Annotated in this window: 10 protein-coding genes and 1 pseudogene; 7 read left to right on the top strand and 4 right to left on the bottom strand. The window is 65.0% G+C overall.

Annotation, left to right across the window (positions count from 1 at the left end; translation table 11 throughout):
* Positions 1 to 21 precede the first annotated feature (21 nt).
* Positions 22 to 2,505, top strand: coding sequence for a DEAD/DEAH box helicase (locus ACREP4_RS06910; RefSeq protein WP_431595438.1), 2,484 nt, complete (start codon positions 22 to 24; stop codon positions 2,503 to 2,505).
* Entirely contained in the window at positions 2,502 to 3,578 is a 1,077-nt protein-coding gene (locus ACREP4_RS06905) for a ribonuclease H-like domain-containing protein (protein ID WP_431595437.1), read from the top strand. Before ACREP4_RS06910 ends, ACREP4_RS06905 begins: the two co-directional genes overlap by 4 nt.
* A 299-nt stretch (positions 3,579 to 3,877) precedes the next feature.
* Here ACREP4_RS06905 and ACREP4_RS06900 read toward each other — a convergent pair whose 3' ends face one another.
* The 3 genes from ACREP4_RS06900 to ACREP4_RS06890 form a co-directional block, all read right to left on the bottom strand.
* Positions 3,878 to 5,713, bottom strand: coding sequence for a M56 family metallopeptidase (locus ACREP4_RS06900; RefSeq protein WP_431595436.1), 1,836 nt, complete (start codon positions 5,711 to 5,713; stop codon positions 3,878 to 3,880).
* 3 nt (positions 5,714 to 5,716) lie between these two features.
* A complete protein-coding gene (locus ACREP4_RS06895; RefSeq protein WP_431595435.1) occupies positions 5,717 to 6,103 on the bottom strand; it encodes a BlaI/MecI/CopY family transcriptional regulator in 387 nt (128 codons plus the stop codon).
* Between the two features lie 247 nt (positions 6,104 to 6,350).
* Positions 6,351 to 7,466 (bottom strand): saccharopine dehydrogenase family protein, encoded by a 1,116-nt coding sequence (locus ACREP4_RS06890; protein WP_431595434.1) that lies wholly within the window; start codon positions 7,464 to 7,466, stop codon positions 6,351 to 6,353.
* A gap of 377 nt (positions 7,467 to 7,843) precedes the next feature.
* Here ACREP4_RS06890 and ACREP4_RS06885 point away from each other — a divergent pair.
* From ACREP4_RS06885 to ACREP4_RS06865, 5 genes and pseudogenes are all read left to right on the top strand, one after another.
* Positions 7,844 to 8,175: pseudogene (locus ACREP4_RS06885) on the top strand (hypothetical protein).
* 363 nt (positions 8,176 to 8,538) lie between these two features.
* Positions 8,539 to 8,937, top strand: coding sequence for an I78 family peptidase inhibitor (locus ACREP4_RS06880; protein ID WP_431595433.1), 399 nt, complete (start codon positions 8,539 to 8,541; stop codon positions 8,935 to 8,937).
* 321 nt (positions 8,938 to 9,258) lie between these two features.
* Positions 9,259 to 13,713 carry a glutamate synthase large subunit gene (gene gltB, locus ACREP4_RS06875; protein ID WP_431595432.1) on the top strand — a complete coding sequence of 1,485 codons (4,455 nt, stop codon included), beginning with the start codon at positions 9,259 to 9,261 and terminating at the stop codon, positions 13,711 to 13,713.
* Between the two features lie 138 nt (positions 13,714 to 13,851).
* A complete protein-coding gene (locus tag ACREP4_RS06870; protein ID WP_431595431.1) occupies positions 13,852 to 15,297 on the top strand; it encodes an FAD-dependent oxidoreductase in 1,446 nt (481 codons plus the stop codon).
* Positions 15,298 to 15,767: 470 nt separating this feature from the next.
* A complete protein-coding gene (locus ACREP4_RS06865) occupies positions 15,768 to 16,643 on the top strand; it encodes a methylglyoxal synthase (protein ID WP_431595430.1) in 876 nt (291 codons plus the stop codon).
* A 287-nt stretch (positions 16,644 to 16,930) separates the two neighbouring features.
* Here ACREP4_RS06865 and ACREP4_RS06860 read toward each other — a convergent pair whose 3' ends face one another.
* On the bottom strand, positions 16,931 to 20,725 hold the full coding sequence (locus tag ACREP4_RS06860) for a LamG-like jellyroll fold domain-containing protein (protein ID WP_431595429.1): 3,795 nt from the start codon (positions 20,723 to 20,725) through the stop codon (positions 16,931 to 16,933).
* Positions 20,726 to 20,811: the final 86 nt, after the last annotated feature.

The raw sequence follows: 20,811 nt of genomic DNA, 5'->3' as shown, positions 1-20,811 counted from the left end.
CTTTGATCGGCAGTTGCGTGCATGGCGTTCTCCCTCGCTCCCCGCACCGAAGCCAGCGAACGGGCGCTGGCAACCACCGATGGCCTGCCCTCGCGTGACGGCTCGCTGCTCGGCCAGCGGCTGGCCCGGCGCTACAAGGACCGGGTCACCGGCAGCTTCACCCTCCCCGGCCGCGAAAGCAGTTACGCGCCCATTCCCGATGACGTGCCCGAGGCCCTGAAAGCCGCCTTGAAGGCGCGCGGTATCGAGCAGTTGTATTCGCATCAAGCCGAGGCGTGGGAGGCCACGCAGCGCGGCGAGCATGTCGCCATCGTCACGCCCACCGCGTCGGGCAAGTCGCTGTGCTACACGCTGCCGGTGGTGAGTGCGGCGATGCAGGGCAATGCCAAGGCGTTGTACCTGTTCCCGACCAAGGCACTGGCGCAGGACCAGGTGGCCGAATTGCTGGAGCTCAACCGCGCCGGCGATCTTGGGGTCAAGGCATTCACCTTCGACGGCGACACGCCCGGCGATGCGCGGCAGGCGATCCGCCTGCACGGCGACATCGTGGTCAGCAACCCGGACATGCTGCACCAGGCGATCCTGCCGCATCACACCAAATGGGCGCAGTTCTTCGAGAACCTGCGTTATGTGGTGATTGATGAAATCCACACCTATCGCGGCGTGTTCGGCAGCCACGTCACCAATGTGATCCGCCGGCTCAAGCGCATCTGCGCGTTCTACGGCGTGCAACCGCAATTCATCCTGTGCTCGGCCACCATCGGCAACCCGCATGCGCATGCCGAGGCGCTGGTGGAAGAGCAGGTGCATGCCATCACCGAAAGTGGCGCCCCCACCGGGCCCAAGCATGTGTTGCTGTGGAATCCGCCGGTCATCAACCCGGATCTTGGCCTGCGTGCGTCCGCACGTTCACAGGCCAACCGCATTGCCCGCATCGCGATCAAAAGCGGCCTGAAGACGCTGGTGTTCGCGCAGAGCCGGTTGATGGTGGAAGTGCTGACCAAATACCTGAAGGACATTTTCGACAACGACCCGCGCAAGCCGGCGCGCATCCGTGCATATCGCGGCGGCTATCTGCCGACCGAGCGCCGCGAGGTGGAGCGCGCAATGCGGGCCGGTGACATCGACGGCATCGTCAGCACGTCGGCGCTGGAACTTGGCGTGGATATCGGTGCGCTGGACGTGGTGATCCTCAACGGTTACCCGGGCAGCGTTGCGGCAACCTGGCAGCGCTTTGGTCGCGCCGGTCGTCGCCAACAGGCCGCGCTGGGCGTGATGGTGGCCAGCAGCCAGCCGCTGGATCAGTACGTGGTGCGGCATCCGGATTTCTTCGCCAATGCCACGCCCGAGCACGCGCGCATTTCGCCGGATCAACCGTTGATCCTGTTCGACCACATTCGCTGCGCGGCGTTCGAGCTGCCGTTCATGAGTGGCGAGCCGTTCGGCCCGATTGATCCGCTGGTGTTTCTGCAGGCGCTGGCCGAGACCGAGGTGATCCACCAGGAAGGCGACCGCTGGGAATGGATTGCCGACAGTTACCCGGCCAACGCCGTGAGTCTGCGCGCGGTGGCCGATGGCAACTTCGTGGTGGTGGACCGCAGCGACGGCAAGCAGAAGATCATTGCTGAAGTGGATTACTCCGCCGCCGCGCTCACCCTGTACGAAGGCGCCATCCACATGGTGCAGAGCACGCCGTACCAGGTGGAGCGTTTGGATTGGGAAGGCCGCAAGGCCTACGTCACCCGCACGCATGTGGACTATTACACCGACAGCATCGACTACACCAAGCTCAAGGTGCTGGACCGTTTCGACGGCAACGCGGCCGGGCGCGGTGATTCGCATCACGGCGAAGTGCATGTGGTGCGACGCGTGGCCGGCTACAAGAAAATCCGTTACTACACGCACGAGAACATCGGCTACGGCCCGGTCAATCTGCCAGACCAGGAGCTGCACACCACGTCGGTCTGGTGGCAACTGCCGCAGGCCACCTTGCTGCGCAGCTTCGTGCAGAAGCAGGACGCGCTGGATGGTTTTCTCGGCGCCGCATACGCGCTGCACATCGTCGCCACGGTCGCGGTAATGGCCGATGCACGCGACCTGCAGAAAGCAGTCGGCAATGGCGACGGCGCGTGGTTTGCGGTGGCCGACCAGACCGGCCGCGGCCAGCTGCGCGGCACCGAAGGCGGCGAAGGCGCGGTGGAACTGATGCAGAGCTTCGTACCCACCGTATACCTGTACGACAACTTCCCCGGCGGCGTCGGCCTGAGTGAACCGTTGTGGCAGCGCCAGGGCGAGCTGGTACAGCGCGCGTTGGAGCTGGTCGAACGCTGCGACTGCACCGCCGGTTGCCCGGCCTGTGTCGGCCCGGTGTTGGCCGCGCAGGAGGAAGGCGACGGCATCACCCCGCGCTCGCTGGCCTTGCGGGTGTTGTCACTGTTGTCGGCCGAGCGTGGCGATCAGGTGCAGGCCGTCGTGGTTGATGAGGCACTCGACCTGCTGCCATGAGCATCAGCCTGGACAAGCTGAAGGCGCTGCGCAAGCAGGCGGGCCATGCGGAGAAGCCCGCTGGTGATTCCCCTGTAGGCGCGGCCTTGGCCGCGAAGCCGATGCAGGTGAATGCCGATTCGGAGTCTGCAATTGCAGCTCGCGCTTCTTCGGCTGCGGATGCATTGCCTGCCTCGCGGCCGAGGCCGCTCCTACAGGGACGGGAAGAATCGGTGTTTGGCTGGGTGGACGGTATCCAGCACAAACCGGCGGCGCCGGTACGTCGCGCGCAGGACGGCGATGCGCTGCGCCGGCTGCTGGCCACGCGCAATCGCGCGGTTGCGCCAGCACCGCGTGCCGAACGCAATGGGCCAATAGACCGCGCACTGCCCGGCGTGGAAATTGCGCCCGGGCTGCATCTGATTGAAGCGTTTCTGCCACAACCCATTCCCGCGCAGCCGTTGTCGCTGGCTTTCAGCAAGCGCCCGGAAGAACACGTGCAGGCGCGCGACCTGCTGTTCTTCGACACCGAAACCACTGGACTGGCCGGTGGCACCGGCACCCGTGCTTTCATGATCGGCGCCGCTGATTGGACCCACGACAGCACGCGCGGCGAAGGCCTGCGCGTGCGTCAGTTGTTGATGTCCACGATGGGCGCTGAGAGCGCGATGCTGGACGTGTTTTCCGGTTGGTTGTCGGCGTCCACGGTGCTGTCCAGCTACAACGGCCGCAGCTACGACTCCCCGCTGCTCAAGACCCGCTATCGACTGGCGCGACGTGGCGACCCGATCTCACCGTTGGACCATGTGGACCTGTTGTATCCCACCCGCCGCCGCTATCGTGGCACCTGGGAGAACTGCCGGCTGGCGACCATCGAACGCAACCTGCTGCAGATCGCCCGCGAGGATGATTTACCCGGCTCAGAGGCGCCGGCGGCGTGGCTGGGTTATCTGCGCGGCGGCAGCGCGCGCAACCTGCGCCGCGTGGGTGAACACAACCATCAGGACGTGGTGACGCTGGCGCAGTTGTTCCTGCGTTTGGTGCAGGAAGATGCGGATGAGCGGGAGGAGTTGGGGCTGGGGGAAGAGCGCTGAGGTTTTGGTTTTTGGTTTTGGTTTTTGGTTTTTGTTTTTTGCTCTTTGCTCTTCGCTCTTTGCTCTTTGCTCTTTGCTTTTGGCTTTGGCTTTGGCTTTGGCCTCTCCCTTCTCCCCTTGCGGGAGAAGGTGCCCGAAGGGCGGAAGAGGGGGAGAGCTTTTAGCTTTTAGCTTTTAGCTTTTGCTTTTAGCTTTTGCTTCTAGCTTCTAAAGCCCCTCTCCCCAACCCCTCTCCCGTGAAGGGAGAGGGGCTTCAAGACAAGAGCAAAAGCTCAGAGCAGGGCTTCAAGCGCAAACCCTCACCCCCGAACCGGCTTCGCAACGCCGTCGCGGATCAGCCGCTCGATCAACTGCTCTGATTCTTCCCGTGCACGTGCGCTGGCTGCTGCCTGTTGGCGACCCAGCTCGGCCTGTTGCTTGCCCAGTGCCGACTGCTGACGCGACAGGTCTTCCCGCTCCGCGCGCATCGCCGGGCTGTTCATTTCCTCCCTTGCCTGCGCCATCTTGCGACGCGCTTCCTCCATGGCCTTGCGCTGCGCTTCGGTGCGTTCACCGCCGCTCAGTGCCAGCTGGGCCTGTTCGCTCGCCAGTTCGCCGATCTGCGCACCGATCTCACCCATGCGGGCGCCAATCTCACCCTGCCGCTCACCCAGCTCACCCTGCTGGTCGCCGAGCCTGCCCTGCAGGTCGCCCAGGCGCATGGTTTCGGCGTGCACCTGGCGGAAGCGTGCCAGCGTGGCGGCGTCATGCACCACGTAATCCTTGCCGTCGCGACGCAGCCACAACACGCCGTTGCCATCGTCCAGACGCCGCACCATGCGCAGGTCGGCGACGGAGCCGTTCATGATGCTTTGGTTGCCCTGCAGCAGCACGTAGGCGTTGCGGCTATGGTCGTTGGACAGATGGATCACACCCTGTGTGCTGACCGGTGCCGGCGGTACTGCGGGTGCGGCGGGCGGTACCGGAGGCACGCGAACAGCGGGCGCTGCAGGAGCCGCCGGAGGCGCGGGCGGGACCGGCATCTCGTCACTGCCATCGCTGGAATAGACGTACACCGAGGATTTCTTCGCACCGGGTGCGGGCGGGGCCGGCGGTGCTTTCACTGCTGTCGGCGCCGCCGGCGGTGCGGGCGGCGCAGGCGGCACCGGCATGGCGACCAATCGCAGCGGTGCCACACCCACCAAGGCGACGGCAGCAAGAATCAGGGCCGCACCGAAGCGCGGGAAGGAGGACGTGTCCTGCAACATGAGCAATCTCCGCTTGAGGCTGAGGAAGGTGGGCGAGGCGCTGGCCAGGCCGGCACCGGGTCGAGGTGCGACGCCCAACTGCAGCAGCAGGCGTCCGTAGTGCTGCCGGCAATGGCGGTCACCGGCGACCACCGCGGCATCCACCGCCGCTTCGCGGGCTATGCCGTATTCGCGGGCAGCGATGTGCACGAGGGGATTGAAGAAGAACAGGTGCTGGGCGAGCGCGGGGACCAAACCCAACCACAGGTCATGCCGCTGCAGATGCACCAGTTCGTGGGTCAACGCCATGTCCAGGTCGTCATCGCCCATGCGTTGCAGGCCACGCGCCGGCAACAGCAATACCGGGCGCCACGGGCCGATCAGCTGCGGTGAGTCGATGGCCTTGCTCAGCATCAAACGCGGTGCGCGCGGCAGGCCGTGTGCTTCGGACGCCAGCTGCAATGCGGCGTTGAGCTTGTGGTCGCCACACGGCTGCGCGTTACGCAGCAGGGTGCGGCTGGCGCGCCATGCCAAGGCAGTGCGCAGTACCATCACCAGCACGCCGGCCAGCCACAGCGACATCGCGACCAGTTGCCACGACCACCCGCTGTCCACGGGCAGTGGCTTCATCATGATCAGCGGCGCGGCATGTTGCTGCGGCACGGCGGCACTGGCCTGCTGCAGCACGGTCACCGATTCGACGGCCGGCAGCAGCGGCAGTTCCAGCGGCGTGGCCCAGAACAGCCCCACTACCGCCTGCAGCGCCACCAGCCACCACAAACCACATTGCGTACTGGCCGGCAGGCGTCGCACGTAACGGCACAGCAGCCACACCACGGCGGTCAGCGCGATGGTCTGCACGCTGGTGGCCAACAGGCGGTTGCCGAGTAATTCAAGCATCGTGTCCATGATTCAGTCCTCGCGCCGCTGCGATTGCAGCTTGCTGACCAGTGCTTCGAGTTCGGCCAGTTCGTTGTCGCTGACCTCGGCTTTCTCCGACATCCAGGTCACGAACGGCGAGATCGAGCCCTGCAGGGTCTTCTCGACAAAACTGCTCACCGCGCTGTTCACCACGTCCTGTTGCTCGGCGGTGGTGTGGTAGCGGTACACGCCTTCATGCGACGCACGCTGCAGATAGCCCTTGGTGCGCAGGCGCTCCATCATCGTCAGCACGGTCGAACGGGCCAGCCCGCGCGCCTCGCCGTAACGTGCAGCCACCTCGCCCACGCTGGTGGGTTCGTTCTCTCCGATGTACTGCAGCAGGGCCAGTTCCTGGTCCCCGACGGTCTTGCCGCGCATGTCCAACTCCAGTGACTACACTTGTCGCCACCGTAGTGATGACTACAAATGTAGTCAATAGCCCGGAAGGCATCCTGCAATGCGTCTGGATGAATGCTTCATGTTTGAGCGCCCAGTAGTGCCGAGCCACGCTCGGCAGGGGCACTCCCCGGTAAAGCCTCAGCGGAGCACGGCTCCGCTCTACAGCGTCAGGGTCTCCGGTAAAGCCCCAGCGGAGCGTGGCTCCGCTCTACGGCGGCAGGGCCCCTCAGGAAACGGCGCTGTCGATCTGCCAGCGCGCGAACTCGCTCTCGAACTCGGCCAGCGTGATCAGGCCGACGCAGGCGTGTGCGCCCACCGGCAGCGGTTCGCCACGGGCGAAACGTCGTGCCAGCAGCACGGCGGCGAAGGTGGGGATTTCCGGGCCGTGCAGCATCGGCGCGGTGAGATCCCAGTGCACGGTATGCGCTTGCCCGGCGCGCTGACCGCGCAGGGTCACGCGCATGCCGCCGAGGTCGGTGCCGAAGCGGTCAAAACAACGCCCGGCTCGCGCGAATACGCCAGCGAGCGCTTTCATCGGCAATGGCAGGCCGATACGGCGCAGCCATGCGATGGCGGCCAGGCAGCGCGACAGGAATGGCAGCTCCAGCGCCGCACGGAAGCGCACGGTGCGCACGCCTGGATAACGTTGTGCCAGCAGATCGTGATCGGGCACATCGCACGGTGAGGCCAAACGCGGGCCGATGCGGGCAAAGTTGACCGGCTGCGGATTGGACCAACCGACCACGCGCTGCCAACGGTTGTCGATCCAACATTCAAAACCTTGTCCGCAGTACGACAACACCGCCCGCACGGTAGCCATGCCCAGCGGCGTGGCCTGTGCCGGTGCGATGACGATATCGATGGACTGCAGTTGCTCGAACTGCGCCGCCAGTGCATCCACAACGGCACTGGAAAGGCCCGGCAAGGTGCTGGCGCCGCTGATCGCACTGCGCTGTGCGCGACACGCGGCGGCATCCATCTGCGCAGGAAAATCGCGGACGAAATCGCGACCATCGGCGAGGTCGATGTAATGCATGCCGGCCTGCAGGCACGCACGGGCGACATCGAAGCCCTGCCCTTGAAATGGGCCGGCGGTGTGAATGACCAACTGTGCGCGCGTCGCCGCCAGCGCCGTCGCGAAATCCGGATCGGCGGTATCCAGGCGGCACCGTTCGATGGTGGCCAGATCCACACCCGGCAGATGCGCCGCCGCATGCGCCGGGTTGCGGCCGGCCGCAATAACAGTGATGCCGGCGGTAATCGACAACGCACGCACGATGCGCGCACCAAAATGACCGTAGCCGCCCACTACGAGAACACGACAGCTTTCCTGCTGCAGCATCGGTACATCCTGCGCTGATGAATGCCCGATTATCAGCCAACCGCGTCGCCCGCTCCGAGCCGGCGCGTGCATCCGATGGTCTTAGGACCAACATGCAGTTGGCTGTGCTGCACGAAATGCATGCGCATGCGCGGCAAGTCGACCGCTGACGTTGCGATCTCTGCGCAGAACGCTTGGGTGGCGTGGCGGGTGCAATGCTCGCAACCGGCGATTCTGTCGTCGGCATCAACCGCGTGTCGGATGCATTTCCTTTCAGAGCAAATGAACGTCAGCGCGCATGTCAACGCGAAACAACGTCGCAAATTTCAGGATTCATCCGCTGCATACAGACGCCGCGCGATGCTGTGCGCTCGTTCCTGCATTGCCCGGAGTTCGCCATGTACCGTCTGCTCGCCCTGCCCGCTGCCGCGCTGTTGCTGTCGGCCTGCAATTCCGCCTATGTCACCGACGTGCAGCCATTGATGGCGTCATCAGCGGCCAATGCCATGTGGACATGGTGCGCGGTGCGGTTGGTCTGGCGGCAGCGCCCGGCACGGTTGAACGTGCGCGCGTGGACAGCGACAGCCTGGAGGTGAACGTCATTCGCGGTCAGGAACAGGCCGATGGGCACGCCAACTCGGTCGAAGTCGCCTCGGCATCAACCGGCGGCAGTCGCCTCACCATTGAAGTGGGCCGCACCAACAACATCACCGCGATCTACTGCGGCTGAATACGCCCATTGGCGCGATGACCGACACGCAGGGATTCCCTGCGCTGCGATGACGCCGCGCGCCCGTTTTACCGCCGCGTGCATGCCGGTTGAGTTGCCCGTCAGCGCAAGCACGCCGCCGATAGCGAAGGCCTCCCGCCAGCGCTGGCACAGCTGACGCCCGCTGCGGGGCACTCTGACAGGCCGCAACCCGCGTGACCTGCCGCCTGCGGCCAAGTGCCAGACATTCAGTCGCATTGCGGGTCCTCCGCTCGCCAGCTCGCATCGCCCCCAACGCTGGCTGCATGCACGGTCAAGGACACAGCCGCAGCCGGCCTGCTTGGCGATATGCTGCAGCATCATCCAAAACGTTCTGGAGTACCGATGCAGTTCCCGACGACGACGCGCGGCCTTCGCCGCCCCGCCGCCCTGATTGCCGCACTTTCGCTGGTGCTGGCACTGGGCGCCTGCACAGGCCCGGCCCCGGAAGAACAGGAAGAAGCGCTGGACAAGGCGCAGCAGGCCGCGACTGCCGCTGCCACCCCCGATCCGGGCACCGCCGCCGCACCGCCACCGCCGGCCAGCTGCGACGCCAGCCAGGTGCAGGGGCTGGTCGGCCAGGCATGGTCCGACGCACTGCAGACGCAGGCCAAGGAAGATTCCGGCGCCAGTGACGTGCGCATGCTCAAGCCCAACCAAGCCGTGACGATGGAGTTCATCGGCGAGCGCCTGAACATCGAAACCGACGACAAGGGCACCATCACCGGCGTGCGTTGCGGCTGATCGTGACTGAACAGGCAGCAGCCAAAGCCTTGCCCCGCAAGGCTTTGGTTGCGCCAGCAACGATGTATTGCGGCGTTGCAACAACTGTGATTTAGTCGAACGCATCCGGTGACTTCAGGGTGCGCTCCAGGTAGAGCACACCATGTGCATTGGGTGAGCGCGAGGGCGCCAGCACTGGTAAGCACGCCGTGAGGCGATGCCCGCCAGGCTTCCCCACCCAGCCGAACGATGCAGGACGGCACGCCTCACTCCCGTGTGCATGGCGTGTTTGGCGAGCGGGCATGACTGTCGCCGCTCACCTGACATCGCTAAGAGGCACAGATGGCCGCCGGTACACCGCAAGGGCTCTACGACCCGCAAGACGAACGCGACGCCTGTGGATTCGGCATGGTCGCGCAGCTCGACGACCAGCCGTCCCGCCTGTTGGTGGATACCGCCATCGCCGCACTGTCGCGCATGACCCACCGTGGTGGCGTCGCCGCCGACGGTTTGACCGGCGACGGCTGCGGCCTGCTGCTGCGCAAACCCACCGTGTTCCTGCGCCAACTGGCTGAAGAAGCCGGCATCCGCATTGGCCCCAACTTCGCGGCCGGCGTGGTGTTCCTGCCGCACGATGCCGACGCCGCACAGCGCTGCCGCGACGAACTGGATGCGCAATTACGCAACGCCGGCTGCCAGCCGCGCGGTTGGCGCGAGGTGCCCACCGATGACAGCGTCTGCGGTGAACTTGCGCGCGACACGCTGCCGAAGATCGAGCAGGTGTTCGTCGATGCCGACCCCAGCCAGAGTGCGGAGCAGTTCGCACTGGCGCTGTTTCTGGCGCGCCGTCGCAGCGAACAACAGCTGCGCGACATCGCCGATTACTACGTCACCACGCTCAGCCCGGACGCCATCAGCTACAAGGGCATGGTGCTGCCGGACAAGCTGAGCACGTTCTTCCCGGACCTGCAGCGCCACGAGCTGGCCTCGTCCGTGGTGGTGTTCCACCAGCGCTTTTCCACCAACACGATGCCGCGCTGGCCGCTGGCGCATCCGTTCCGGCTGCTCGCCCACAACGGCGAGATCAACACCATCGAAGGCAACCGCCACTGGGCGCAGGCGCGCAGCAAGGTGTGGAAGACGCCGAAGTTCGACATCGCCGAATTCGACCCGGTGATCTCGATGCACGGCTCCGATTCGCAGAGCATGGACAACATGCTGGAGTTGATGGTCGCGGGCGGCATGGAGTTGATCCAGGCGCTGCGCATCCTGGTGCCACCGGCAACGCAGTCGCTGGAATTCAAGGACGCCGACCTCGCCGCGTTCTACGAGTTCTATGGCCTGAACACCGAGCCGTGGGATGGCCCGGCCGGCATCGTCGCCTGCGACGGTCGTTATGCGGCGTGCACGCTGGACCGCAACGGCCTGCGTCCGGCGCGCTGGATGCTCACCTCCGACCGCCATTTCCTGGTCGCCTCCGAAGCGGGCGTGTGGGAAGTGCCGGCCGAACGTGTGGTGCGCAAGGGCAAGCTCGGCCCGGGCCAGATGATGGCCATCGACCTCAAGCGCGGCGACCTGCTCGACTCCGACGCCATCGACCGCATCAACCGTGCGCGGGCGCCGTACAAGCAGTGGCTGCACCAGGGCGTGACTTACCTGCAGACCGAGTTGATCGACCCGTCGCTGGCCGAGGAGCCGTTCGACGAGCCGACCCTGCGCAGTTACCACAAGCTGTTCCAGCTCACTTCCGAAGAAGTGGAGCAGGTGCTGCGGCCGCTGGCCGAGATCGGCCAGGAAGCCACCGGCTCGATGGGCGACGACACGCCCATCGCCGTGCTCAGCCGCAACACGCGGCCGCTGTACGACTACTTCCGCCAGGCCTTCGCGCAGGTCACCAATCCGCCGATTGATCCGTTGCGCGAAGAATGCGCGATGTCCTTGAGCACCCAGCTCGGCAAGGAAACCAACATCTTCCATGCCGGCCCGGAGACGGTGAACCACGTCATCCTCAACTCGCCGGTGCTCAGCCAGCGCAAGCTGCGCCAGCTGTTGAAGATGGAGCAGTACGTTGCGCGCAATCGCCTGATCGACCTGTCCTACAGCATCGAAGAAGGCATCAAGGCCGGCATCGAGCGCATCTGCGCGCAGTGCGAGCAGGCTGCGCGCGATGGCGTGGTGATGCTGTTGTTGTCGGATCGCTACCCGGTGCCGGAGCGGCCGATGGTGCACGCACTGCTGGCGACCAGCGCGGTGCATCACCACCTGTCCAAGGTGGGCCTGCGTTGCGACGTCAATCTGATTGTTGAAACCGGCACCGCGCGCGATGCGCATCACATGGCGTGTCTGCTCGGCTTTGGTGCCACGGCGGTGTATCCGTACCTGGCCTACCAGACGCTGTTCGACATGGGCCGGCGCGGCATCCTGCAGCTGAAGAAGGGCGGTGAGGTTTCACAGATCGGCCGCAGCTACCGCAAGGGCATCTACAAGGGCCTGAGCAAGATCATCTCCAAGATGGGCATCTGCACCGTGGCCAGTTATCGCGGCGCGCAGTTGTTCGAGATCATCGGGCTGGACCCGGACGTGGTGCAGCTGTGCTTCCCGGATGCCACCGCGCGCATCGGCGGCGTCAATCTGGCGCGGCTGGATACCGAGGCGCAGGAACTCACCGTGCGTGCGTGGAACGAGCTGGCGCCGGCCGAAGTTGGCGGACTGCTCAAGTACGTGCACGGCGGCGAATACCACATGTACAACCCGGACGTGGTGCTGACGCTGCAGCGCGCCTCGCGCACCGGCGATGCGGCGGATTGGCGCAAGTACATGGACGCGGTGCATTCGCGCCCGACCTCGGCGCTGCGTGATCTGCTGCAGCTCAAGCCGGCCACAACGCCGACACCGCTGGACGAAGTGGAACCGGCCGAAGCGCTGTTCAAGCGTTTCGACACCGCCGCCATTTCGCTGGGCGCGTTGTCGCCGGAAGCGCATGAGGCGCTGGCCATTGCGATGAACCGGCTCGGCGGCCGCTCCAACTCCGGCGAAGGCGGCGAAGACCCGGTGCGTTATGGCACCGACAAGCGCTCCAAGATCAAGCAGGTGGCGTCGGGGCGTTTCGGTGTCACCGCCGAATACCTGGTCAACGCCGAAGTGCTGCAGATCAAGGTCGCGCAGGGTGCCAAGCCCGGCGAAGGCGGCCAGCTGCCCGGGCACAAGGTCAACGAACTGATCGCGCGCCTGCGTTATGCAAAGCCGGGCATCGGTTTGATTTCGCCACCACCGCATCACGACATCTATTCCATCGAGGATCTGGCGCAGCTGATCTATGACCTGAAGCAGGTCAATCCGGATGCGCTGGTGTCGGTGAAGTTGGTGTCGCATGCCGGCGTCGGCACGATTGCCGCCGGCGTGGTGAAGGCCGGCGCCGATCTGATCACCGTGTCCGGCCATGACGGCGGCACCGGTGCTTCGCCGATCAGCTCCATTCGTTATGCCGGCGTGCCGTGGGAACTGGGCGTGGCCGAATCGCATCAGGCGCTGATCGGCAACGATCTGCGTGGCCGCACGCTGCTGCAGACCGACGGTGGCTTGAAGACCGGGCTGGATGTGATCAAGGCGGCACTGCTCGGCGCGGACAGCTTCGGCTTCGGCACCGGCCCGATGATCGTGCTGGGCTGCAAGTACCTGCGCATCTGCCACCTCAACAACTGCGCCACCGGCGTGGCAACGCAGGACGAGCGTCTGCGCGAAGGCTATTTCACCGGTTTGCCGGAACGCGTGGAAAACTTCTTCAAGCTGCTGGCTGAGGAAGTGCGCGAGTGGTTGTCGTACCTGGGCGTGCGCTCGCTGGATGAAATCGTCGGCCGTACCGATCTGCTGGAACAGCTGGACGTGTCGCCGCGCGAAGGCGTCAAGGTGGACCTGTCGCGGTTGCTGGCCCCGGCCCGCTATGAAGGCCCGCATTGCGCGGCACAGCGCCTGTACCAGTCGCCGGACAGCCTGGCCACGCAGATGGACGACCTGCTGGCCGACGCCATCGCCCACAAGCGCGGCGGCGATCACCGCTTCCTGATCCACAACACCGACCGTTCGATTGGCACGCGCCTGTCCGGCGCCATCGCCCGGGCGCATGGCAACCACGGCATGATCGATGCGCCGTTGAACCTGCGCTTCCGTGGCACCGCGGGGCAGAGCCTGGGTGCATTCAACGTCGATGGCCTGAACCTGGAAGTGGAAGGCGAAGCCAACGATTACGTCGGCAAGGGCATGGCCGGCGGCCGCTTGGTGGTGCGCCCGCCGCGCGGTGCGCGCTTCGAGGCGCGCAACACCGCCATCATCGGCAACACCTGTTTGTACGGCGCCACCGGCGGCGAGTTGTTTGCCGCAGGACGCGCGGGCGAGCGCTTCGGCGTTCGCAACTCCGGCGCGCTGGCGGTGATTGAAGGTGCCGGTGACCACTGCTGCGAATACATGACCGACGGCATCGTCGCCGTGCTCGGCAAGGTGGGCCTGAACTTCGGTGCCGGCTTCACCGGCGGCCTTGCGTATGTGCTGGATATCGACCGTGATTTCGTGGACCGCTACAACCACGAACTGATCGACATCCACCGCATTTCGGCTGAAGGCTTCGAGAACCACCGCCAGCATCTGCACACCTTGATCAGCCGTCACCGCGAGTTGACCGGCAGCATCTGGGCGCAGCAGATCCTGGACGAGTTCCGCGATTACGTCGGCAAGTTCTGGCTGGTCAAACCCAAGGCCGCCAGCATCGAGTCGCTGGCTGCGGCACTGCGTAACGCAGCGTGATGCATCTCTCCCTCTCCCGCCTGCGGGAGAGGGCCGGGGTGAGGGCGCCTTGAAAGCCAAGCCCCTCATCCGCCCCTCCGGGGCACCTTCTCCCGCGCGTGCGGGAGAAGGGAGCCTCCCAGACGCAACGAGTTCCCCATGAGCCGCAAGCAAGCCTTCCAGTTCCTCGATCTCCCCCGCACCATGCCGCAGCGCATTCCGGTGGAACTGCGCACGTCCGGCGATTGGGGCGAGCTTTACGGGAAATTCGACAAGGCCGATGCGCAGTACCAGGCCGGCCGCTGCCTGGATTGCGGCAACCCGTACTGCAGCTGGAAGTGCCCCGTGCACAACGCCATTCCGCAGTGGCTGCAATTGGTGCAGGAAGACCGCATCCACGAAGCGGCCACGCTGTGCCATTCGACCAATCCGCTGCCGGAAGTGTGCGGCCGTGTCTGCCCGCAGGATCGTCTGTGCGAAGGCAGCTGCACGCTGGAGGAATTCGGCGCGGTCACCATCGGCGCGGTGGAGAAGTACATCGTCGATACCGCACTGGCCACCGGCTGGAAGCCGGACCTGCACGCGGTGCAAAGCACCGGTCACCGCGTCGCCATTGTCGGTGCAGGTCCGGCCGGGCTGGCCTGCGCGGATCGCCTGGCACGCGCCGGCATCCAGGCGGTGGTGTTTGACCGTTACGAACTGATTGGCGGCCTGCTGCAATTCGGCATTCCCAGCTTCAAGCTGGACAAGAGTGTGATCGACCGCCGCCGCGAGATTCTCGAAGGCATGGGCGTGGAGTTCCGGCTTGGCGTGGAGATCGGCCGCGACATCACCATCGAACAACTGCAGCTGGACTTTGATGCGGTGTTCCTCGGCACCGGCGCGTACCGCTACACCGATGGCGGCTTGATCGGCCAGGATTTGAAGGGTGTGCTGCCGGCGCTGCCGTTCCTGGTGCAGAACAGCCGCATCGTGGGTGGCAACGATCCACACGGCCGTCCGATTGCCGGCTGGGAAGACCAGATCGCCCTGCCCGACCTCAACGGCAAGCGCGTGGTGGTGCTGGGCGGCGGCGATACCGGCATGGACTGCGTGCGCAGCGCCATCCGCCTCGGCGCGGCGCGTGTGACCTGCGCTTATCGTCGCGATGAAGCCAACATGCCCGGCTCCGCGCGCGAAGTGGCCAATGCCCGCGAGGAAGGCGTGCGTTTCCTGTTCAACCGTCTGCCGCAGGCCATTGAAGCCGGCGCCGATGACGAAGTGATCGGCGTGACCGTGGTGGAGACACAACTCGGCGAGCCCGATGCCAATGGTCGCCGCAATGCAGTGGCCATTGAAGGCAGCGAATCGTTGCTGGAAGCCGACGTGGTGATCATCGCCTTTGGTTTCTCGCCGACGCTGCCGGAATGGTTGGCATCGCAAGGCGTGGAAGCCACCAGCAACGGCCGCATCGTTGCCGGCGGTGCCGGACGGCTGCCGTACCAGACGCACAACGCGAAACTGTTTGCCGGCGGTGATGCGGTACGCGGTGCCGATCTGGTGGTGACGGCGGTGGCTGAAGGGCGGGATGCGGCGGAAAGCATTGTGGCGTTGCTGAAGCGATAAAGGCTTCAAGCGTCGCCCTCACCCCTACCCCTCTCCCGCACGCGGGAGAGGGGATGACTTCGGTTCGGCTTACTGCGCGGCGTCGGCGCTGTTACTCCGCCACGCATCCGCAAGCCAAACATATCAACGCACAAGTAATGCTGCAGCAGTCCCTTCTCCTGCATGCGGGACGACAACTCGGCAGTCCTGCCGAGTTGTACGGCGAAGCCGCCCGAAGGGTGAGCACATGGATGTGCCGAATACAGGTGCCCGAAGGGCGGATGAGGGTGCTTCTGCTCCGATGCTTTTGTTCCAAGTCTCTGCTTCTGCTTCTGCATTGCTCTTGGTGTTCAACGCGATGAAAGCTGCGCTCTTGGCTTCAGCAGCTTCCCCTCATGCCGCTTCCGACTTCTCTTCGCAGCATCCCAACTACTGCATCATCGCAGTCCTCACCGCTAAACTTCCCGCTTCGCCAATCAAGGGGAATCACGATGCGCATCGGCCTGGCTGCCAACCGTCTGCACCATGAGAGCGCCGACGCCGCGCTGTTCCGTTGGCTGCGTGCCTGCGAAGGGGGCATCCGAGAACTTGGTGTTGAACTGCACGCAGTGGGCCGCACCTTTGATGCCATCACCGGTGCCGGGCCGCTGGCCGACTACCCTGCCCTCAAGCGTTACCCCAACGGCCGCGAAGGCGGTTTGATGAAGCTGGTGGCCGAAGTAGTCGGCATGGGTACGCCGGAGCGCACGCTCGATGGCGCCATCTATTTCATTGATCCGGTCGACCCGTCGTCCATCTTTCCCGAAGCCATCGCGCTCAAGCGGCAGTGCGTGATTCACGGCAAGCCCTTCATCTCAACGGTTGCCACCGCGCGCGACTGGATCGAGATGGAGCGCATCCACGCCGGTCTTGCGCCGGATGCCGGTGCCGATGACCTCAATGATTTCGGCAAGCAGACGCTGGCCTTGATCGCGCATGACGCGCGCAAGCCGCAGATGCTGGCCTTCGCCAGCGAGCACTTCGATGTGCTGTCGAAATTCGCACAGCGTATCGGCACCGGCACCACCGGTCAGCGCTTGAACGAGATGGCGTGGAGCCGTGGCTGGCCGCGCGAGCAGGAGTGGATCCAGCGTTTCCAGAGTGGTCCGCTGGGCGGCGACGCGCAGATTGCCGACCGCGTGCTGGAGCACCGCTGCCAGCGTGCGATCTTCTTTGAAGACCCGCACGTCGCGCGCCAGCATGAAGCCGACATCCAACTGCTGGAACGCGCGGTGACGACGGTGACCGATGAAGCGGTGTGCATCACGGCGCCGAATATTGCAGCGCGCTGGGCGCAGGCGGTGGTGATGCGGCAGGGACGGAGATAGTTTCGGATTGCGGCGAATTTCTTCATTTGGGGTGAAGCGGTATTGATGCGTGTGGAGCGATGCGCTTTGCGCATTCCCCCTCTCCCCAACCCCTCTCCCGCAAGGGGAGAGGGGCTCAGATCGTTGCAGGTTGAAGCAATCTGAGCAACTGCGCCGCTAAAGCCCCTCTCCTTGCGGGGCGATGCGGGTCTGCCTGCGAAACACTGGTTCGCGCCCCGTTTGAGCGCCCTCGCGTAAGCGAGGGCCGGGGCGCGGAGCGGGGGTTGAGAGGAAAGCGTTTCTCCCAATCACTCCAACAACAAACGGTTGTTCCGCAGCGTCACTTCACTGCCCTCGCCTTCCTGCATCACCCGCACGCTGGCGCCTTCGCGCTTGAACCCCGCAGGCAGACCCAGCTCGACCACCACCGTTCGCGGCTGCAGATCCAACGGCGCTTCCAATGCTGGAATCGCCACGCGTGCCACTTCACGTCCCCGCGCGTCTTCAATCACCGCGTGACCGGCCGTCGTGGCGATATGCCCGAGGCTGTGCACGGTCAGCTGTACGTGCTTGCCCTCCACGCGTAGATCACCGCGACCAATGCCAAGATCCGCGCGCGTTTCCACCGGCGTGCCCGGTGTCACCAACTCAAACTCGAACACCTGCGTCTGCTTCGGCATGAAGCGCAACGCCGTGCCCACACTTTTCTCCAGCGGCACCTCGCGTACCTGCGGGGTGCCGTCGATGACGCCGTCGCCGTCACGGTCCACGCCGCTGCGGATCTGCCACATGCCGGCGGCGATATTCCAGCCGGTGAGGGTCGCGTCCTGTGCTTTGTCACTGACGTTGTATGCGATCACCTTGAAGCGTTCGCGCGAAGGTGCGTGCACCGCCAGCGCCACTTGTTCGGCGCCCGCAGGCTGTGCGAATTGCCAGCTCACGGTGTGGCCAGGCCAACTCTGGTTGCGCTTGAGTGCAATACCGCCCAGCCGTACCCGCTGCAGGAACTCGCTGGGGGCTTCGACACGGTCACTCCACCAGTGGCCTTCGGTGTTCATGTACTCGCGTTGCGCCTTGGCCTGGATGCCGTCGGCGTGCAGCTGCTGCAGGTAGCGCAGGTCACCGGTGAGCTGCCATGCGGTGATGTTGGCGAAGCCAGCGCCGCCCTTGTCGGCATCGGCGATCAATTGCTTGCCCCAGTCCTGTTGCCTGCCGAGCGCATCGATGTAGTTTTCGCCAAGGTTGGCCAGCGCGCCGGGGCCTCCGCGCAGCACGCGGTAATCCAAGGCCTTGAGGTACCTGTCATCGCCGCTCCAGCGCCATGCCGCCCAGAACGTATGCATGATGTCGCCGCTGCCCGAGCCTTGATTCAACTCGCCGCCGCGCGTTTCGCCGGTCGCCCAGTTGATTTCATTGGGCAGCGCCCAGCGGCCCTTGTCGTCGGTGTACGCATGGGCGAGATAGCCATCGGCCAGGCCGGTGACCAGTTTGCGGCCGGTCGGGTCGGCGTTGTAGTCGCCGATCAGAAACGCCGGGTGCAGTGCCGGGAAGGAGTACGGCTTCTGCCATTGCCAGTTCGGCTCGCGGTAGACCTTGTTGCCGCCAAACCAGTTGCTGGAGAACAACAGGTTGCCCTGCGGGTTGCGCAGGATGATGCGCTCATCGAACGCCTTCACCGTTTCCATCAGCCGCTCGACCGTGAGCGGATCGCCCCAGTTGAGGTAGAGCATCGCGCTGTTGGCGTTGATGCCTTCCTCGTAGGCGTGCAGCTCGTCGGTTTCGATGGTGCTCAGGCCGTTGGCGAACATGCCGTTCTTGTAGACCGCATCGGACAGCGCGGTCAGCGACGCATTCAAGCGTTCCGGTTGCACGCCCATCAAGGCCAGGCCGGGCCATTGCTGGGTGAGGTCGGTGTCATCGGAAATGCCGCCGCCGAAATCGCCATACGGCACCTGCCGCTCGTCAATCCACCAGTCGACGAAGCGGCGCACCAGCTTCAGGTCTTCCAGCTGATTGAACGCCCACGCTGGCACGTCCTTGGGCGCTTGCGGTGCGCTGAACGGTGGTTTGCCCTGGCTGTTGTAGCTGATGTAGTTCCAGTACAGGCGGCCCAGTTCGTGGTCCGGGTCCACCCGCAGCAAGTCACTGAGGTCGGCGTAGACGCGCGCGTACAGCCGTTGGCGTTTGGACGTGGTGTGTTCCTCGACCAGGAAACCCCAGTTGTCGCGCACTTGATTGAAGCGATCAGCAACGTGTTCCTTGATCGCCTGCTTGCGGTCCTTGAACACCAGCCGCACTTCGGCGCCGTCCAGCGACGCGGCATGGAAGCCCGGCGCGGCCGAGGCAATCGACAACCACAGGCTGTCGGCGGTGAGGATGCGGTCGCGCAGATCCAGCCACAGCGTGCGCGCTTCACCGGGCTTCACTGAGACCGACACGTCGATCATGTCGCGCGCCGGCCAGATCGGATCCTTGATGCGGATGTTGAGCGGGATCAACCCATCATGCGTGGCCGGCAGATCCAGTGCGGGAAGGTCGATGGCCACGCCGTCCAGGCCGTCGTGCATGTTTTCCCAACTGTGTGCCCAGCTGCGGATCAGCGGCTGCGCGGCCGGGGCGTCGCCAACGCCGGAGGGAATCAGCACGTGCACGATCGGCATCGGCGTGGCCGGCAGCGGATCGGCCGTGCGCTTGCGTGAGCCCGCGCCCTTGGGCAGCGCCATCACCGTACTGCGCTCAGCCGGCGCGAAGCGGCCGTTGATGTAGTCGCGCAGCGTGGCGACGTTGCGGTAATCGGGCAGCACGTTGCTGTCGATCAGGTAGCGCTGTTTGACCGTGCCTTCCGGCTCGGCGGTGTTGCTGACGTGATAGCCCCAGATTTCCTGGATCGGCGTTTCCTGTTCCACGTTGTGGAAGTGCAGCGCTCCGCCCTGCTGCTCGGCAAACGTATCCACGCTGCGCACCACGCCCTTGGGCCGGGTGAACAACGTGCCGGTGGTGCCGTCCAGCGTGCCGAACGCCGCACCGCGGATTTCGACGCGGTTGATGCGTTCGTCCTCCGGCACCGTCAGGTCCAGCTGCTGGCCGCCTTCGACATACGTGTTCCAGTCCGGCAGTTGGAAATAGTCATTGCGACCAGCCAGGCGCGAACGGTTGTAGACACCCGGCCAGGTGGTTTCGGCGATGCCGTCGGTGCCTTTCCACATCCACTGCTTCTTGTCCTTGACGTCGCCGAACTCGATCTTGCGCACCGTCGTCACCGGCGTGGACAACGCCGGCGGCGCGGCGCCTTCCCAGCCATAGCGATGCCACCACGCACGTTGCGAGGTGGCGACCTCGGCACTGCTGCGCGGCTCGGCATTGCGGGCCAGGGCGGCGATGCCGGCGCCGTCGAGCATGTGGTCGTAGACGCGGATCTCGTCGAAGTCACTGCCGCGCAGGAAGTTGTAGCGGCTCTGCACCTGATACGGCGCCATCACCCGCCCGGCCAGGCCCAGTTGATCGAGCGCGGCATCGTAGTCGCCGGTGGTTTGTGCGCGGGCCACTTCCCTGCCATCCACAAACAGCTTCACGCCGTGGTCTTCGTCCCAGGCGAAGGCGATGTGCTGCCATTGGCTCGGTGGCGGAATGTGGTCCAAGGCGAAGGAGACGCGGGTGCGTGCGAGGTTGGCATCGGTCACGAAGGCATCAAAGCCGTGGCCGTTCCAGTCGATGCGCAGCCACGCCATGTCCCAGCTGCTGTGGTCGGCATAACCGACGCGGAAGATCACGAACGGCGCTTCACCGGCCGCGTAACGCGCGCGCCAGAAGAACGACAGCGTGCCGCGTTCGGCCTGGATATTGCCCGGTGCATTCCACGACAGCACGCCGTCGTCCTGCCACTGGATGGCGCGGCCATGCGCACCGTCATCGATCAGGCGGACCTTGTCCTGGAAGTTGGGGACCGGGTCGCCCTGTGCGTGGTCGGCAACAACGCCCTGTTCGGCGGAGACGCGGAACAGCAGCTGCGGTGAAGGGTTCTGCGCTGCTGCAGGGAGAGCCGCAAGCAGCGCGGAAGCCAGAATCAATGTGCGAAACGTGGAACGGTCGGAGCGTGGTGACATCGTGCGTCTCTTGGAGACGTGCGGGAGTGAACGGTTCCGCACGCGGTGGGCCAAGTTAGCGACGCCAACGCGTCTGCACATTCTGC

Source organism: Stenotrophomonas sp. (assembly GCF_050737575.1).
GTDB lineage: Bacteria > Pseudomonadota > Gammaproteobacteria > Xanthomonadales > Xanthomonadaceae > Stenotrophomonas.
Note: the sequence above shows the minus strand (reverse complement) of the source record. Positions and strands in the feature narration are given on the sequence as shown.

Bases quoted from the DNA above. Each gene is read 5' to 3' on its own strand.
- ACREP4_RS06910 (WP_431595438.1), top strand. From the start codon at position 22: ATGGCGTTCTCCCTCGCTCCCCGCACCGAAGCCAGCGAACGGGCGCTG.
- ACREP4_RS06905 (WP_431595437.1), top strand. From the start codon at position 2,502: ATGAGCATCAGCCTGGACAAGCTGAAGGCGCTGCGCAAGCAGGCGGGC.
- ACREP4_RS06900 (WP_431595436.1), bottom strand. From the start codon at position 5,713: ATGGACACGATGCTTGAATTACTCGGCAACCGCCTGTTGGCCACCAGC.
- ACREP4_RS06895 (WP_431595435.1), bottom strand. From the start codon at position 6,103: ATGCGCGGCAAGACCGTCGGGGACCAGGAACTGGCCCTGCTGCAGTAC.
- ACREP4_RS06890 (WP_431595434.1), bottom strand. From the start codon at position 7,466: ATGCTGCAGCAGGAAAGCTGTCGTGTTCTCGTAGTGGGCGGCTACGGT.
- ACREP4_RS06880 (WP_431595433.1), top strand. From the start codon at position 8,539: ATGCAGTTCCCGACGACGACGCGCGGCCTTCGCCGCCCCGCCGCCCTG.
- gltB (WP_431595432.1), top strand. From the start codon at position 9,259: ATGGCCGCCGGTACACCGCAAGGGCTCTACGACCCGCAAGACGAACGC.
- ACREP4_RS06870 (WP_431595431.1), top strand. From the start codon at position 13,852: ATGAGCCGCAAGCAAGCCTTCCAGTTCCTCGATCTCCCCCGCACCATG.
- ACREP4_RS06865 (WP_431595430.1), top strand. From the start codon at position 15,768: ATGCGCATCGGCCTGGCTGCCAACCGTCTGCACCATGAGAGCGCCGAC.
- ACREP4_RS06860 (WP_431595429.1), bottom strand. From the start codon at position 20,725: ATGTCACCACGCTCCGACCGTTCCACGTTTCGCACATTGATTCTGGCT.